Below are 15,122 nucleotides of genomic sequence, written 5' to 3' on the forward strand. Positions count from 1 at the left end.
CGTCACAATAACGTGAGCCGTAAAAATCGGTTCCACCTGCGGTTCAAAAAATCACGTCGATGAAAATTAACATGGTTTTCAAGTTCGTAACGGAAACTCGCGCCTGAGGAAAATCGTGTGAGTGACATGACTGATATCAACAATCGGCTTCTGGTGATGACGGCGGGTGGCCTGAACCCCAATGTCATGATCAATGCGCTGGCCGCCCGTTTCCCCGACATCCACGTCTTTGTGGAACAGCCCGAGAGCAAAGCGGCGATTCTCAGGCGACGGGCGCGCCGGCTCGGCTGGATCGCTGCCGCAGGCCAGATGGCAACCATGGTTGCTTCGAGGCTTGGCAAACGCTTCACGCTTAAAAGAACGCGGGAGATCATTGCCGAACACGGGCTGCTTCCCGATCTCCACCACGCGGTGCCCGTCACGCAGTTTTCCTCACTGAACGACGCGGAATGCCACAAGGCGGCCAATACGTTACAACCGGCCGCTATCTTCACCATTTCCTGCCGACTTCTGTCGCCGGACACCCTTCAGTCATTGCAGTGCCCGATCATCAATTTCCACGCCGGCATCAATCCGGCCTATCGCGGCCAGATGGGTGGGTACTGGGCGCTGGTGGAAAAGGACCGGGGTAATTTCGGCGCGACCGTGCATCTGGTCGACAAGGGCGTGGATACCGGCGCGACGCTCTATGAAAAACGGCTGAAGCCCTCGCCTTCCGACACGATCGCCACCTATCCGCTGCTTTTGACCGCCGGTTCGGTTGATATTGCCGTCAGCGCCATTGAGGACGCCCTTTCCGGCAGCCTGTCACCAAAGCCGCCCTCGCCCGGAAAATCGGTGCTGCGGTTTCCGCCGCCTATCTGGATATGGCTGTGGAACGGGCTGACGAAGCGGGTCTGGTAGGCAGGCCCATTATCAGCCCATATGAGGCCAAGCTTCGTCGCAGATGCAGGCCTGTCTTGCCGCAACAGGCAAAGACTTGGGTGAAAAACCGGTGCATGATAATAAAAAGGACCATGCACAAATTGCCCGATATCGCCACCTCTTCCATTATCCCTGCTTCCATAGAGGCCTCACCCGCACAGGTGCTTGGCCCGGCAAGTCTTGTCGGCCTGTTCCCGCAGGGTGTGCGCGTCTACCTGACCGACACCGGAGCGGCCTCGCAAGGCAGGCTCGTGGATGCCGCCAGACATCTTCGTGAACTCGGCTACAATCCCGTGCCGCATCTCGCAGCGCGGCGCATATCCTCCCGCGCGGACTTTGAGGAACAGGTGAAGCGACTTGCCGGCGAAGCGGGTGTGTCGGATGTGCTGGCGGTCGGCGGTGGCGTCGACAGGCCAGCCGGTCCCTTCGCCTCCAGCATGGACATGCTATCGACCGGCATCTTCGATCGCTGCGGCATAAATCATATCGCGATCGCCGGCCACCCCGAGGGCAGCCCCGATTTCAGCGAGGAGACGGCAATGGCCGCGCTCAGGCTGAAACGCGATTTTGGCGAAAGAACCGATGCGACGATGCGCATCGTCACGCAGTTCGGCTTCGATCCCGCGCGCTTCATCGCCTGGGCGGAAGGGCTTGCGGCATCAGGCATAGACCTGCCGGTGCATATCGGCGTTTCCGGCCCGGCGAAGATCACGACGCTATTGAAATATGCCGCTCTCTGCGGCGTCGGCAATTCCATCGCCTATCTGAAGAAAAACGCGCTATCCCTGACAACGCTGGCGAAGGGCCACTCGCCGGAAAGCGTCGTCGGACCGATCGAACGGCACTGGCAGGCCAATCCGTCAGGACCGATCCGGCAAATCCACGTTTTCCCCTTTGGCGGACTGCAGAATTCGGCCGACTGGCTGGTGGGGCGCGGAAGCTGGCCGTACGATAAGGATGGTTCGGCATCGCCAGGCTCGATGGCTGTCTGAGAACGGGCCTGCTTTGGCGCGACGGACACGGTCCGCCGCGCGTTTCCTCAATGCACCTTACGCCGCCTTGGCGACTTCGACAAAGGCGTTGCGGATGCTTTCCGCCACCGCGAGAATGGGGCGTGAGGGCTTTTCACCCGTAATCAGACGAATATCGAAACAGCCAAGTTCCGGCAGACCTTCCTTGTCGCCGAGAATGACCATGTCGTTTAACACATAGGATCGCGGCAGGGGCGCAATGGCAAGATCGGCTGCAATGGCAGCACGCTGCGCCATCGTGTGACCGCTGAGATAGGCCACGCGGAAATTGCGCCCGCGCTTTTCAAGCGAATTGATCGCCTCCGAACGCCAGATACAGCCCTCTTCCCAGATCGATATGGGCAGCGGATCGCGAAGATAGGCCGTGCCGCATTTCGCCCCTGCCCAGACCAGCCGCTCGCGCATCAGCACCTCGCCGGTATCTCGCAGCGGATGCGAGGCACAGTTGACCAGCGCCAGATCGAGCCGCCGTTCATCCATGCGCTTGTAGAGGTTGGAACTGGAATCGATCGTGACGTCGATCATAATACCGGGAAAAACCTCGGCAAAACGCTTGAGGATGCCCGGCAGCAGACCACGTTCTCCAATATCCTCCGGCGCGCCGAGACGAACCACGCCGGAAAGTTCGGGCATGACGAAACGCGACACGGCCTCGTTGGAAAGCGCGATCATGCGGCGCGCATAGGTCAGCAGCGTTTCGCCATGCGCCGTCAGCGTCACCGAGCGGGCATCGCGCAGGAACAATGTCGTCTTCAACTGTTCCTCGAGCTTCTTGATCTGCATGGAAACGGCCGACGGCGTTCTGAACACCACCTCGGCGGCGGTGGAGAAGTTTCCCGTTTCCGCAATGGCGACGAAGGTTCTCAATATGTCGTTATCCAGCAACGGCAGGGGTTGGCGGAAAGTTACGGTCATGACACGTGCCTTCAAATATTTTGATTTATAGATGGATATCATTTCGTTTGATTGAATGTCAACAAGGGCGCACCATCCGGGACATCGAATGACAGGGCCGAACGAGGCCTCTTCGGAGCCAGGCACTGATCCTGCACAGGCAGGCGCCGAAGCCGGCAGACTACGCCGGTCAGTCATTCAAAACGTTGATGAGTGATATAAAATTCATTCTCTTGTTTGATGGAATATGCAGGCGCATACCCAAGTCGCAAACAGGATCGTGGTTCAGGAAAGGATCAAGACAATGACCATGATACATTATCTCCCGACGGTGACACGCTCCCCGCATCGCCCTTCGCCCAGCTGGCTGAATCGCCTGTCGGGCTATGTTTCCGGACTTTACCAGTCGTGGCAGCGCGCAAGAATGCTGCGTGCGCTGGAAGGGCTGCCCCCTGAAACATTGAAGGACATTGGATGGCCGACGACAGACAACAACCGCATACGCATTGTTCGCAAATAAACCGAGACCGGTGGTTCGCAACCGCTTAGAGACTTGCGAACCACCGCCACTCGCCCTTCAAAACAACGGCAACGGCGTAAAATGACCTGCCTGTTTTACATGCGACACAACGCCTCTTAAAAAGGCTCACGGCAAATTTTGCATATTTCAAAAGCTATTTTTTGACAGCCCCGATTCCACGGCGTATTTTTCGTTAAAGATGTCGTAAACAGGACATCCAGAAGACCAATTCCAAGGGAGGAATTGCGTATTCGCAACGGAGCACGGGCAAATGAGCAAGAACTCCCAGAAGAAACGCTCAATCGTCTTTTTTCTCATTCCGCAATTTACCATGCTGCCCTTCGCTGCAGCGGTTGAAACGCTTCGCATCGCCAACCGAATGCTGGGTTACCCGGCCTACGAGTGGCGCATCGCCTCGCTTGATGGCCAGAAGGTCATGTCATCAAGCGGCATCTGTCTCGAGGCCGATACCTGTCTTGCCGACGAACGGCGCTATGTGAGCGGCGAGAACCGCCCGGAAATGGCGATCATCTGTTCGGGCATCGATGTCGACCAGCACATCAACAAATCCGTCAACGCCTGGCTGCGCGAAGCTTACAATCGCGGCATCGCCATCGGCAGCCTCTGTACCGCCGCACATATCCTCGCACAGGCGGGTCTGCTGAACGGCAAGCGCTGCGCGATCCACTGGGAAAACCTGCCGGGTTTTTCAGAGGCCTTCCCGCAGGTGGAAGTCTATGCCGATCTCTTTGAAGTCGACAGCAACATCTACACCTGCGCCGGCGGCACCGCCTCGCTCGACATGATGCTGAGCCTGATCGGCCAGGATTTCGGCGAGAACCTCGTCAACCGCGTCTGCGAACAGCAATTGACGGACCGGGTCCGCAGCCCCAACGACCGCCAGCGCCTGCCGCTGCGCGCGCGCCTCGGCGTCCAGAACAGCAAGGTCCTGTCGATCATCGAATTGATGGAAGGCAACCTGTCCGAGCCGCTGTCGCTGCTCGATATCGCCGACGCTGCCGATCTGTCGCGCCGGCAGGTGGAACGCCTCTTCAGGCAGGAAATGGGCCGCTCACCCGCCCGCTATTACCTCGAAATCCGCCTCGACCGCGCCCGACATCTGCTCGTTCAATCGGCCATGCCAGTGGTCGAGGTTGCCGTCGCCTGCGGTTTCGTCTCGGCCTCGCATTTCTCCAAATGTTATCGCGAAATCTACAATCGCACCCCGCAACAGGAACGCGCCGAGCGCAAGCTGCTGATCAGTGCGTCGCGAATGGCGATGGCGAGCCAGGGCAAAGCCGCGCATTGACGCGGCTTTAAAACGTTAAGACACAGTGGTGCGGCCCCTCCTCCGTCATGCCGGACTTGATCCGGCATCCAGCCACGGCGTGTCTGCGCCGTGAAACGAGTCTTATGCGATCAAGGAGTTGATCGCACTGGACCCCGGATCAAGCCCGGGGTGACGGAATTCTAAATCAGACAAACGGCCGCACCGCGTGGGCCAGATCTTCCGCCGTCATGCCCACGCCTGCCCTGTTGCCCGCTTCACCATGCAGCCAGACACCGGCAGCGGCCGCCTCGAAGGCGGGCGTTCCCTGCGCCAGCAAGGCACCGATGATGCCGGCCAGCACATCGCCCGACCCCGCCGTGGCAAGGCTCGCCGGTGCATTGCTGTTGACCAGCGCACGCCCATCCGGTGCAGCGATGACCGTATCCGCGCCCTTATAGACCAGCACCGCGCCGCTGCGCGCCGAGGCGACCTGTGCCTTCTCGATCTTGCTCAGCGCTGTGTCGGCGGCAAGATCGGGGAACAGCCGGGCAAACTCTCCCTCATGCGGCGTCAGCACGAACTTGCCCGAGCCGGACGTCACCCGGTCAAACAGGTTGTCCGCACAATCCTTGAAAGCGGTGATCGCATCGGCATCCAGCACAACCGCCTTGTCGCCGAGCAGAGACACGAATTGCCGCGCCTTGTCGAGATCGCCGAAACCGGGGCCGAGAACGAATGCACCGTGGCGTTTGTCGTCCAGCCAGTGCCGCAGATCCTCGGCATCATCCAGACCGGCGCTCATCACCGCCGTCAGCGTCACCGCAAGCACGTCGAGCGCCTGCTTCGGGGCGGCGATCGTCACAATGCCCGCCCCCGCCTTCAGCGCCGCAATCGCCGTCATCCGGCTTGCCCCGGTGGCATGCGGCGGGCCCGAGAAGACGGTCAGGTGCCCGCGTCGGAACTTATGCGTTTCCATATCGGAACGCGGCAAGGCACCTCGCCAGACAAGCGGGTCGTTTTCCGCCACAGAGCCCTCGTGAGCAGCAAGAATGCGGGAAGGAATGCCGATATCGAAAACCTCCAGTGCCCCGCACAGCTCCCGCCCCGGCATCAACAGATGGCCCGGTTTACGTGCCATGAATGTCACCGTCCGCTGCGCCCTGAACGAGGCCCCGAGCGGCACGCCCCGGCGGCCACAGAGACCCGACGGCAGATCGACAGAGAGAACCGGCACTGCCGCCTCTGTCACCGCATCGATCACCCGGTTGAGTTCCGGGGGAATATCGCGGGACAATCCGGCCCCGAAAACAGCATCGATCACCACGTCGCCGGAGAGCGGCGCATAGTCGCCAAGCGGCAGTGGCCTCACCCCGCTTTGCTCGAAAGCCTTCCGCGCATCGCCCTTGAGCGCTGCGACATCGCCAAGATGATGGACCGCAACCGCTGCCCCGCTTTGCAAAAGCACACGCGCCGCCACGTAACCATCGCCGCCATTATTGCCACCGCCGCACAGCACGACGAAACGCAGCGCCTGTGGGTAGTGACGCAGCGCCGAGGCGGCGACCGCCTGCCCCGCCCGCTCCATCAGATCGTAAAGGGGAATGCCGGATTGACCGGCCGCCGCATCGATGCGTGCCATCACAACCGGGTCGATGAGGAAGAGGTGCGACAGGGATTTCATGGCCCGATCATCCCTTCAAAACATCGGAAAGGCAATCGATACAAAAATAAGCAGATCGCCACGGCGAAATAATAGTCAAATGCATAAAATATAACCAAACCGCCCGAGCGTCGTCCGCACATCTCGAAATATTAAAGATTCCTAAAATAATACAAATCCACAGAACTGGTGATGGAATTTTCGGGTTTTGGCGAGAAATTGGCCGGAAAACCGCAAAAACCGAATGCATTTTGTGCCGGAAAGCCGAGGGAGCGAAGTTTTTTCTTCAAGCCCGCTTCCGATCTGGCACAATACGTGCATTCTTGTGGCAGAGCGGGAAGAACCTGCTTTAACGGGAGAAGCGGAGAGATATTTTCTCATGAAAAAGATCGAAGCGATCATTAAGCCTTTCAAGCTCGATGAAGTGAAGGAAGCCCTTCAGGAAGTCGGACTTCAGGGAATCACGGTCACGGAAGCAAAAGGCTTTGGTCGTCAGAAGGGCCACACGGAACTTTACCGCGGAGCGGAGTACGTCGTGGACTTTTTGCCGAAAGTGAAAGTCGAAGTCGTATTGGCGGATGAGAATGCGGAAGCCGTCATCGAGGCGATCCGCAATGCGGCACAGACCGGACGTATCGGCGACGGAAAGATTTTCGTTTCCAATATCGAGGAAGTCATCCGCATCCGTACCGGTGAAACAGGCGTGGACGCCATATAATCAGAACCAGGTCTCAAGCCGGGGAGGCTTGGGTTTTCACCTCGTCACCACCACACTCAAGGAAGACGTTTAAATGACGACCGCAAACGATATCTTGAAGCAGATCAAGGATAACGACATCAAGTTCGTGGACCTGCGCTTTACCGATCCCAAGGGCAAGCTGCAGCACGTCACCATGGATGTCGTCTGCGTTGACGAAGACATGTTCGCCGATGGCGTCATGTTCGACGGCTCCTCGATCGCCGGCTGGAAGGCCATCAACGAGTCCGACATGGTGCTGATGCCCGATCCGGCAACCGCCCATACTGATCCGTTCTTCGCCCAGTCCACGCTCGTTATCCTTTGCGACATTCTCGACCCGGTCTCGGGCGAAGCCTATAACCGCGATCCGCGCGGCACCGCAAAGAAGGCCGAAGCCTACCTCAAGGCATCCGGCATTGGCGACACCGTATTCGTCGGCCCCGAGCCGGAATTCTTCGTGTTCGACGACGTGAAGTACAAGGCCGACCCCTACAACACCGGCTTCAAGCTCGACTCGTCGGAACTGCCATCCAACGACGACACGGACTATGAAACCGGCAACCTCGGCCACCGTCCGCGCGTCAAGGGCGGCTATTTCCCGGTTCCTCCGATCGACAGCCTGCAGGACATGCGCTCCGAAATGCTGACGGTTCTGTCGGAAATGGGCGTGGTCGTTGAAAAGCACCACCACGAAGTGGCCGCTGCCCAGCACGAGCTGGGCGTGAAGTTCGACACGCTGGTTTCCAGCGCCGACAAGATGCAGATCTACAAGTACGTTGTGCACCAGGTCGCCAATGCCTATGGCAAGACGGCAACCTTCATGCCGAAGCCGATCTTCGGCGACAACGGCTCTGGCATGCACGTGCACCAGTCGATCTGGAAGGGCGGCAAGCCGACCTTCGCAGGCGACGAATATGCCGGCCTGTCTGAAAACTGCCTGTACTACATCGGCGGTATCATCAAGCACGCCAAGGCCATCAACGCCTTCACCAACCCCACCACCAACTCCTACAAGCGTCTGGTGCCGGGTTACGAAGCGCCGGTTCTGCTCGCCTACTCCGCGCGCAACCGTTCCGCATCCTGCCGCATTCCCTTCGGCTCCAACCCGAAGGCAAAGCGCGTCGAAGTCCGCTTCCCGGACCCGACCCAGAACCCCTATCTCGGTTTTGCGGCCATGCTCATGGCCGGCCTCGACGGCATCAAGAACAAGATCCACCCCGGCAAGCCGATGGACAAGGACCTTTACGACCTTCCTGCAAAGGAACTGAAGAAGATCCCGACCGTCTGCGGATCGCTGCGCGAAGCGCTGGAAAGCCTCGACAAGGATCGCAAGTTCCTGACCGCCGGCGGCGTGTTCGACGACGACCAGATCGACTCTTTCATCGAGCTGAAGATGCAGGAAGTCATGCGTTTCGAAATGACCCCGCATCCGGTCGAATTCGACATGTACTACTCGGCCTGATCGGCATTCGGGACGCTCTTTCGGGCGTCCCTTTCCATTCCGGCGGCTTCCCAGGAGGCCGCCGTTTTCTTTTGAAGCCTAGCCATATTGCGAACAATGTCGAACAAGCCAGCCTCTCAGCAAACCCGCCTCACGGACTGGCTCATCTTTCTGGCTGTGCCGTTCTTTTTCTCCAGCAATGTCATTTTCGGCCGTGGCGTCGTCGGTGAGGTCTCGCCCTTCATCGCCGCCTTCATCCGCTGGATTGGATCGACCCTTATCATCGCACCCTTCATGATCGCCGACTGGCGAAACTGCCTCGCCTTCGTGCGGCAGAAAACGCTGCTGTGGCTCGTTCTGGGCATTCTCGGCATGGGCATCTGCGGCGGCGTGGTCTATTGGGGCCTGACCATGACGACGGCCGCCAACGGCACGCTGATCTATACGACATCCTCGCTGTTCATCATCCTGTTCCAGCGCATCTTCCAGGGCCGCCCCATCAGAAAGCTCGAAGTCGTGGGCATGATCATCGCCTTTGCGGGCGTGGCGGCGATCGTGCTGAAAGGCGATATGTCCGCTCTCTGGCACATGAATTTCAACATCGGCGATTTCGCCATATTGACGGCGGCAATCGCCTTTGCGGTCTATTCGCTGCTGCTGCGCGATCCGGCGGCGCGGCAGATGGCCTCATTCAGCCTGTTCGGCCTGATCGCGCTCTCCGGCGCGCTTGTCCTTCTGCCGCCTGCCGCACTGGAACTGGCGCAGGGCGGATTGCTGCCCGCCACCCCGATAGCCTGGGCAAAGATCGGCGGCATAATCCTTTTTGCCTCGCTGCTTGCCTTTTATTGCTTTACACATACGGTGCGCGTTTTCGGCCCCGCCACGGCGGGGATCACGCTCTATATGATGCCGCCCGTGTCGATCCTGATGGCCACGCTCTTCCTTGGCGAGACCTTCGAGACCTATCACGCCATCGGCATCGTGCTCGTCACCGGCGGCGTCGTCATCGCCACGGCGCCGATCGGCCGCAGGGCCTGAACGCCCAGGCGGTGGCGAAGGGCGGCACAACCGCTAGCCCTTGATATTTCGCATTCCGCACCCAACTATTAGTGGGAAAGGAAGTTCATGCCATGAAACAAAGAGACGCAAAATTCACGCTTGGCGAGATCGTCCGCCACAAGGTGTTTCCGTTCCGCGGTGTGGTCATCGACGTGGACCCGGAATATGCCAATACCGAGGAATGGTGGAACGCCATCCCTGCGGAAATCAGGCCGGATCGCGACCAGCCCTTCTATCATCTTCTGGCCGAAAACGAGGAGACTGAATATGTCGCCTATGTTTCCGAGCAGAACCTCGTCCACGACGAAAGCGAGACACCGCTGCGCAATCCCAATATCGGCCGCATCTTCGACAAGGCGCCGAATGGAGAATGGCGTCCGAAGATGTCGACCGCACATTGAACGCGGTTCAGGCGGCGGACCTCACCAATCCCGAGACATAAAAAAACCGGTCTGATTCCAGACCGGTTTTTTGTTCTTGAAGCTTGCGCGTGCAATCAGGGCTTCGGCGCGCCCTTTGCGGCGTCCTGGGCGGCTTCCAGCTTCTTGCGGGCTTCCTCAGCCTTCTTCTGCATGCCTTCCTGAAGGCTGCGCTGGCTTTCGGCAAGCTGCGACTGGCTGATCGCCGGGCCGTCATAAGCACCCGTGAAGCCGGTCAGCGCAATCTTGATGGGGTTCGGCGCGCGGCGGAAGTTGATCGAGGTGAAGACCACCTCGCTACCCTTCTTCAGCGATGCGATCATGGCGTCCGTCAGCGGAACTTCGGCCGTGCACTTGTCGGGAAGGCAAACGGCGTAATCGAGCTTCTGGCCCTTGCCGCCGTCGATCTGCATCATCACGCCCGGGGGCACGAGACGCGCGGTCGGAACGGAAACCTGAAGCAGCTTGCGGTTGACCTTGCCTTCAACGGTGATGAGGCCGACGGCGGTGATCATCTGGCCGTTCTGGGCAAGAACCACGTTCTGCACAACGCAGACATCGTTGTCTTCCTGCTTGGAGCAGGTCTTGAACCAGCCGAGCGGAGGAGCGCCGGCGCCCTGAGCGGCGGGAGCAGCATCCTGCGCCTGCGAGATGGCCGGAGCGGAAACCGCGCCCAGAGAGAGGACCAGAGCGGACAGAGCCGTCCGGGTGAATGTGTTTGCCTTTTGCATCATAAGAGTTCCGTCTCCTGAATGTCTGCCAGAACAGCACCGCTAAGGTTCTGCTCGCCGATGGCGGTATCCTTCTGCCCGTTCAACTGTCGTTTAAATGAGGCAAATGCGTGACCCGTCTCTTCCGGCCACCCTGTTACATGCCGATCGCGGCGATATCCAGCACTTCTTTAACTTTTTCTTGAGGTGGGCCAAGATTTCCCGCCCTCGCATGGGTCCGGCCATGGGCCTGTGCTACATATTTGCCAGAATCATAACGAAAAAACCAATCATGACGATAAACCGATCATCATGACAAATCGGACGGACAGTTGAGACAGGATAATAAGATGCGCGACCTTGCGGCCCTCATCCCCGCATTGTTTCTTTTGGGTTCATCCCTGCTTCCCGCCGGGAGCGCCCAGGCGCAGCCGCTTCATGGCATTTCCATGCACGGCACGCCCGCGCTGCCGGCAGATTTCCGCCACTTCCCCTATGTCAATCCGGATGTGAAGAAAGGCGGCCGCATTTCCTATGGTGTCGTCGGCACCTTCGATAGCCTCAACCCCTTCGTTCTCAAGGGAATGCGCACCACGGCGCGCGGCGTCTGGGACCCGGAATTCGGCAATCTCCTCTACGAACCGCTGATGCAGCGCTCGAGCGACGAGCCTTTCAGCCTCTACGGCCTGCTGGCCGAAACCGCGGAATGGGATGAAGAGCGCACTTTCATCCAGTTCAACATCAATCCCAGGGCCAAGTGGTCGGATGGCGAACCGGTGACGCCTGACGATGTGATCTTCACCTTCAACCTCCTGAAGGAAAAAGGCCGCCCGCCTTTCAACAGCCGCCTCGACGGTGTGGCGAAGCTGGAAAAGATCGGCGATCACGGCGTGCGTTTCACCTTCAACGACAGGGCGAACCGCGAAACGCCGCTCATTCTCGCCTCCTCCACCCCGATTTTGCCGAAACACGCAATCGATCCGGAAAAATTCGAGCAGGCGGGCCTCGGCCCGGTCGTCGGCTCGGGCCCATACCGAATCAAGACATTGCGGCCCGGAGAGCGAATCATCTGGGAGCGAAACCCCGACTACTGGGGCAAGGACATTCCAAGCAAGGTCGGCTTCGAGAATTACGACGAGATCAGCGTCACCTATTTCCTCCAGGTCACCACCATGTTCGAGGCCTTCAAGAAGGGCGATATCGACATCTATCCCGAAGGCGACGCCATCAACGGCACCTCCGACACCTCGCATTGGGGGCAGGCCTACAACTTTCCCGCCGTCCATCGCGGCGATATCGTCAAGGACGTGTTCCAGCCGCGCCTGCCATCTGGCATGTTCGGTCTTGTCTTCAACACCCGCCGCGCGGTCTTTGCCGACGAAAAGGTGCGCGAGGGCCTGTCCTACGCGCTTGATTTCGAATGGATGAACAAGAACATCCTCGGCGGCGCCTTCAAGCGCACGCAGAGCTACTGGCAGAACTCCGCGCTCGGTGCCTATGGCAATGCCGCCGACGAGCGCGAGCTTGCGCTGCTCGGCGATGCGGCCAAAACCATGCCACCCGAACTTCTGGCGGGAACCTACGCCCTGCCGACCACAGACGGGACCGGTGCGGATCGCAAGGTCCTGAAACTGGCAGTCGATAAGCTGAAAGAGGCCGGATACAGCATCAAGAATGGCAAAATGTCCGACGCCAATGGCCGCCAGCTTGCCTTCGAGATCATGACGCAGAACCCGGCGCAGGAGCGCATCGCGCTTGCCTATCAGCGTTCGCTGAACCTGATCGGCGTCGCCATGGGCATCCGTTCTGTTGACGACGGCCAGTATCAGGCCCGCTCCAACAGCTTCGATTACGACATGATCATCCGCTCCCTGCCCTCCTCGCTTTCGCCGGGGGCCGAGCAGCTCAACCGCTGGAGTTCACTGTCGCGGGATGCGCAGGGCAGCTTCAACTATGCGGGCGCGGCGAGCCCCGACATCGACCGCATGATCGAGGCCCTTTTGCAGGCCCGCTCGACGGAGGATTTCCAGGCGGCGGTGCGCGGTTATGATCGTCTTCTCGTCGCCGGCCACTATGTCATTCCGCTCTACTACATCGGCGCACAATGGATAGCCCGCTGGAAATATATCGACCGCCCGGATATGACCCCGATATCAGGCAATCAGAAACAGACCTGGTGGGATGCACGGGCGCAATAGACCGCCCCTGCCCGGTCCAAGACAACGGAAGATAAAGCCATGGAACGCATCGTTATCGACGTCGTATCGGATATGGTCTGCCCCTGGTGTTATCTGGGCAAGGCGAGACTCGATCTCGCCATTGCCGAGGTGCAGGACGAAATCAGCATCGACGTGAACTGGCGGCCTTACCGCCTCAACCCGGATTATCCGCCGGAAGGCGTCGACCAGAAAGCTGCTCTTGAAGAAAAGCTCGGCAAGGAGCGCCTCGAACAGGCGCACACTACGCTGGTGCAACTCGGCAGGGAAGTCGGCATCCATTACGATTTCGATGCGATCAAGATCGGCCCGAACACGCTCGACGCCCACCGCCTGTCGCTCTGGGCACATGCCGAAGGTCGCGACGTTCAGGAGAAGATCGTAACCGGCCTGTTCAAAGCGAATTTCGAGGAAGGCCGCAACATCGGCGATCACGCCGTGCTGACCGACATTGCCGAAAAGGCAGGCATGGACGCCAAGGTGGTGACGCGGCTGCTCGCATCGGATGCGGACAAGGACACCGTCATTGCAGAAATTGATGCGGCGCAGCAAATGGGCGTCGCCGGCGTGCCGTTTTTCATCCTCGACCAGAAATATGCCATCAGCGGCGCGCAAACGCCTGATGTATTGATTGCTGCACTGCGGGATATTGCAAAAATCAAGGCGGACGAGCATAAGTCGATGAACTGACGGTCGAACCACCGGCAGCTTACCCTAACCGATAAACTGTTGGTGTTTTCCCGTGTCCGACCAGACCCTGAAAGGCATTCTGCTTGCCTTTGCCGCCTTCGCTGCCTACGCATGGAGCGACGCGAGCGTTAAACTCATAGAAGGCCAGATTTCACCGATCGAATCGGCCTTCTTCGGCGCCGTCTTCGGCCTCGTCGCCCTGCCTCTCATCCGAAAGCGCAACGATCGCTGGATGGACATCGTCAGGACGACGAACCGCCCCCTCTGGCTCATCCGCTTTTTTGCCTCCGGCATCGGGGCGGTCGGCAGCGTCACCGCCTTCACGCACCTCTCCATGGCCGAAGCCTTTGCGCTGATTTTCCTGCTGCCTTCCTTCGTCACCATCATGTCTGTGGTGTTTTTGAAGGAACAGGTCGGCATCAAGCGCTGGTCGGCGGTCATCATCGGCTTTATTGGTGTGCTGATCATCCTGCGGCCCGGCTTCCGCGAACTGGGCATCGGCCATCTCGGCGCTATCCTCGGTGGTCTAAGCGGCGCGCTGTCCATCGTGATCTTCCGCGCCATGGGGCCGTCGGAAAAAAACGTCTCGCTTTATGGCGCAGGCGTGCTGGGCTGTCTGGCGATCAGCGGCCTGGCCATGATCCCCGCTTTCGTGCCGCCAAGCGGCGAGCAATGGCTGCTTCTGGCCGGTTACGGCCTGTTTGCCGCCGTCGGCAACGTGCTGGTCATGTATGCCGCCCGTTACGCCCCGGCCGCCATGATCGGACCAACGCAATATAGCCAGATGCTCTGGGCCATACTGTTCGGTTACCTGATCTTCGGCGACCATATCGATGGCTGGATGCTGATCGGCATAGCGCTCATCGTCGGCTCGGGTCTTCTGACGCTCATCCGTGAAAAACAGCGAAAAGTGCCGATGCCAGCCTCCATCGCCGCAACCGACCAGAATGTCGCCGTCGGCATCACGCCGGAAGACGCGCCGCGAACCCTGTAATCCCGGCTCGTTCTTCCATAGCTATTTTACTGTTGGCAGCGAAGGGTCAGTCGCAGACGCGCGCGCGGTACATATCACCCCAGCTATTCTGCCGCCAGACGACGTGGCAGCGTGGATATGCGGGCTGATAGATCACCGGAGGGCCATAAACCGGCGGGCCGTAAAAAGGCTCGTCATAATAGGGGCCGCCATAGGGATGCCGCGCCCCGGCGATGATGGCGCCGCCGATAATTGCTCCAGCGATACCCGCGGCAATGCCCGCACCGCCATGCCCATGTCCGAAATGACCGCGTGCTTCCGCCTGGCTGGTGGTGGCAATTGTGGTGCCCGCAATTGTCAAAGCAACCAGACCTGCGGAGACGAACCTGTTCATCCTGGTCCACATTGTCTTGCTCCTTCGTCTTCCGGCTGCGCGTAGGTGAACGCAGCACAGGACAGGAAGACAAGACTACGCCCGCCGACGCTACCGGCGCATGTCCGTTTCATTACATCGCTGTAATGTACATCGCTGTAATGTTTGCGGAGGTTGTCAGGTCCGGTAAAGCAGACGATGTC

Annotated in this window: 15 protein-coding genes; 11 read left to right on the forward strand and 4 right to left on the reverse strand. The window is 59.4% G+C overall.

The features are described 5' to 3' along the window. Window positions 1–126: 126 nt before the first annotated feature. Window positions 127–903, forward strand: a complete 777-nt coding sequence (locus OK142_RS22270) for a formyl transferase (protein WP_498685277.1) — start codon at window positions 127–129, stop codon at window positions 901–903. A gap of 95 nt (window positions 904–998) precedes the next feature. Further along, on the forward strand, window positions 999–1,916 hold the full coding sequence (locus OK142_RS22275; RefSeq protein ID WP_498685228.1) for a methylenetetrahydrofolate reductase: 918 nt from the start codon (window positions 999–1,001) through the stop codon (window positions 1,914–1,916). A 57-nt stretch (window positions 1,917–1,973) separates the two neighbouring features. On the opposite strand, the gene OK142_RS22280 is transcribed toward OK142_RS22275, so the two are convergent. Next, a complete protein-coding gene (locus OK142_RS22280; RefSeq protein WP_175414376.1) occupies window positions 1,974–2,912 on the reverse strand; it encodes a LysR family transcriptional regulator in 939 nt (312 codons plus the stop codon). A gap of 241 nt (window positions 2,913–3,153) precedes the next feature. On the opposite strand from OK142_RS22280, the gene OK142_RS22285 reads away from it, so the two are divergent. Then, window positions 3,154–3,369, forward strand: coding sequence for a hypothetical protein (locus OK142_RS22285; protein ID WP_082184710.1), 216 nt, complete (start codon window positions 3,154–3,156; stop codon window positions 3,367–3,369). A 271-nt stretch (window positions 3,370–3,640) separates the two neighbouring features. Next, complete coding sequence (locus OK142_RS22290; RefSeq protein ID WP_082184385.1) at window positions 3,641–4,678, forward strand: GlxA family transcriptional regulator; 1,038 nt, start codon at window positions 3,641–3,643, stop codon at window positions 4,676–4,678. 166 nt (window positions 4,679–4,844) lie between these two features. Here OK142_RS22290 and OK142_RS22295 read toward each other — a convergent pair whose 3' ends face one another. Beyond that, window positions 4,845–6,320, reverse strand: coding sequence for an NAD(P)H-hydrate dehydratase (locus tag OK142_RS22295; RefSeq protein WP_498685231.1), 1,476 nt, complete (start codon window positions 6,318–6,320; stop codon window positions 4,845–4,847). Window positions 6,321–6,678: 358 nt separating this feature from the next. Here OK142_RS22295 and OK142_RS22300 point away from each other — a divergent pair, with 358 nt between their 5' ends. The 4 genes from OK142_RS22300 to hspQ all read left to right on the forward strand — a co-directional run bounded on the left by OK142_RS22300 (window position 6,679) and on the right by hspQ (window position 9,939). After that, the gene (locus tag OK142_RS22300; protein ID WP_003508042.1) at window positions 6,679–7,017 is read left to right on the forward strand and encodes a P-II family nitrogen regulator; all 339 of its coding nucleotides are present in this window, start codon (window positions 6,679–6,681) and stop codon (window positions 7,015–7,017) included. Window positions 7,018–7,090: 73 nt separating this feature from the next. Then, window positions 7,091–8,500 (forward strand): type I glutamate--ammonia ligase, encoded by a 1,410-nt coding sequence (gene glnA, locus OK142_RS22305; RefSeq protein ID WP_003495537.1) that lies wholly within the window; start codon window positions 7,091–7,093, stop codon window positions 8,498–8,500. A 96-nt stretch (window positions 8,501–8,596) separates the two neighbouring features. Continuing rightward, a complete protein-coding gene (locus OK142_RS22310; RefSeq protein WP_498685234.1) occupies window positions 8,597–9,517 on the forward strand; it encodes a DMT family transporter in 921 nt (306 codons plus the stop codon). 92 nt (window positions 9,518–9,609) lie between these two features. Next, complete coding sequence (gene hspQ / locus OK142_RS22315; protein WP_035242421.1) at window positions 9,610–9,939, forward strand: heat shock protein HspQ; 330 nt, start codon at window positions 9,610–9,612, stop codon at window positions 9,937–9,939. Window positions 9,940–10,034: 95 nt separating this feature from the next. On the opposite strand, the gene OK142_RS22320 is transcribed toward hspQ, so the two are convergent. Next, entirely contained in the window at window positions 10,035–10,691 is a 657-nt protein-coding gene (locus OK142_RS22320) for an invasion associated locus B family protein (protein WP_444783240.1), read from the reverse strand. Window positions 10,692–11,017: 326 nt separating this feature from the next. Between OK142_RS22320 and OK142_RS22325 the strand changes: the two genes are divergently transcribed. The 3 genes from OK142_RS22325 to OK142_RS22335 are packed head-to-tail and all read left to right on the forward strand — an operon-like array spanning window position 11,018 to window position 14,567. After that, complete coding sequence (locus OK142_RS22325) at window positions 11,018–12,865, forward strand: extracellular solute-binding protein (RefSeq protein WP_498685236.1); 1,848 nt, start codon at window positions 11,018–11,020, stop codon at window positions 12,863–12,865. A gap of 39 nt (window positions 12,866–12,904) precedes the next feature. Then, window positions 12,905–13,573 carry a DsbA family oxidoreductase gene (locus OK142_RS22330; protein WP_003495525.1) on the forward strand — a complete coding sequence of 223 codons (669 nt, stop codon included), beginning with the start codon at window positions 12,905–12,907 and terminating at the stop codon, window positions 13,571–13,573. A 52-nt stretch (window positions 13,574–13,625) separates the two neighbouring features. Next, window positions 13,626–14,567 carry a DMT family transporter gene (locus tag OK142_RS22335; protein ID WP_498685239.1) on the forward strand — a complete coding sequence of 314 codons (942 nt, stop codon included), beginning with the start codon at window positions 13,626–13,628 and terminating at the stop codon, window positions 14,565–14,567. 46 nt (window positions 14,568–14,613) lie between these two features. Here OK142_RS22335 and OK142_RS22340 read toward each other — a convergent pair whose 3' ends face one another. Then, window positions 14,614–14,952 (reverse strand): hypothetical protein, encoded by a 339-nt coding sequence (locus OK142_RS22340; protein ID WP_035242419.1) that lies wholly within the window; start codon window positions 14,950–14,952, stop codon window positions 14,614–14,616. Window positions 14,953–15,122 lie beyond the last annotated feature (170 nt).

Source organism: Agrobacterium sp. BT-220-3 (assembly GCF_025910175.1).
GTDB lineage: Bacteria > Pseudomonadota > Alphaproteobacteria > Rhizobiales > Rhizobiaceae > Agrobacterium > Agrobacterium oryzihabitans.

Coding starts and splice junctions, on each gene's coding strand:
- OK142_RS22270 (WP_498685277.1), top strand. CDS start 127: ATGACTGATATCAACAATCGGCTTCTGGTGATGACGGCGGGTGGCCTG.
- OK142_RS22275 (WP_498685228.1), top strand. CDS start 999: ATGATAATAAAAAGGACCATGCACAAATTGCCCGATATCGCCACCTCT.
- OK142_RS22280 (WP_175414376.1), bottom strand. CDS start 2,912: ATGATATCCATCTATAAATCAAAATATTTGAAGGCACGTGTCATGACC.
- OK142_RS22285 (WP_082184710.1), top strand. CDS start 3,154: ATGACCATGATACATTATCTCCCGACGGTGACACGCTCCCCGCATCGC.
- OK142_RS22290 (WP_082184385.1), top strand. CDS start 3,641: ATGAGCAAGAACTCCCAGAAGAAACGCTCAATCGTCTTTTTTCTCATT.
- OK142_RS22295 (WP_498685231.1), bottom strand. CDS start 6,320: ATGAAATCCCTGTCGCACCTCTTCCTCATCGACCCGGTTGTGATGGCA.
- OK142_RS22300 (WP_003508042.1), top strand. CDS start 6,679: ATGAAAAAGATCGAAGCGATCATTAAGCCTTTCAAGCTCGATGAAGTG.
- glnA (WP_003495537.1), top strand. CDS start 7,091: ATGACGACCGCAAACGATATCTTGAAGCAGATCAAGGATAACGACATC.
- OK142_RS22310 (WP_498685234.1), top strand. CDS start 8,597: ATGTCGAACAAGCCAGCCTCTCAGCAAACCCGCCTCACGGACTGGCTC.
- hspQ (WP_035242421.1), top strand. CDS start 9,610: ATGAAACAAAGAGACGCAAAATTCACGCTTGGCGAGATCGTCCGCCAC.
- OK142_RS22320 (WP_444783240.1), bottom strand. CDS start 10,691: ATGATGCAAAAGGCAAACACATTCACCCGGACGGCTCTGTCCGCTCTG.
- OK142_RS22325 (WP_498685236.1), top strand. CDS start 11,018: ATGCGCGACCTTGCGGCCCTCATCCCCGCATTGTTTCTTTTGGGTTCA.
- OK142_RS22330 (WP_003495525.1), top strand. CDS start 12,905: ATGGAACGCATCGTTATCGACGTCGTATCGGATATGGTCTGCCCCTGG.
- OK142_RS22340 (WP_035242419.1), bottom strand. CDS start 14,952: ATGTGGACCAGGATGAACAGGTTCGTCTCCGCAGGTCTGGTTGCTTTG.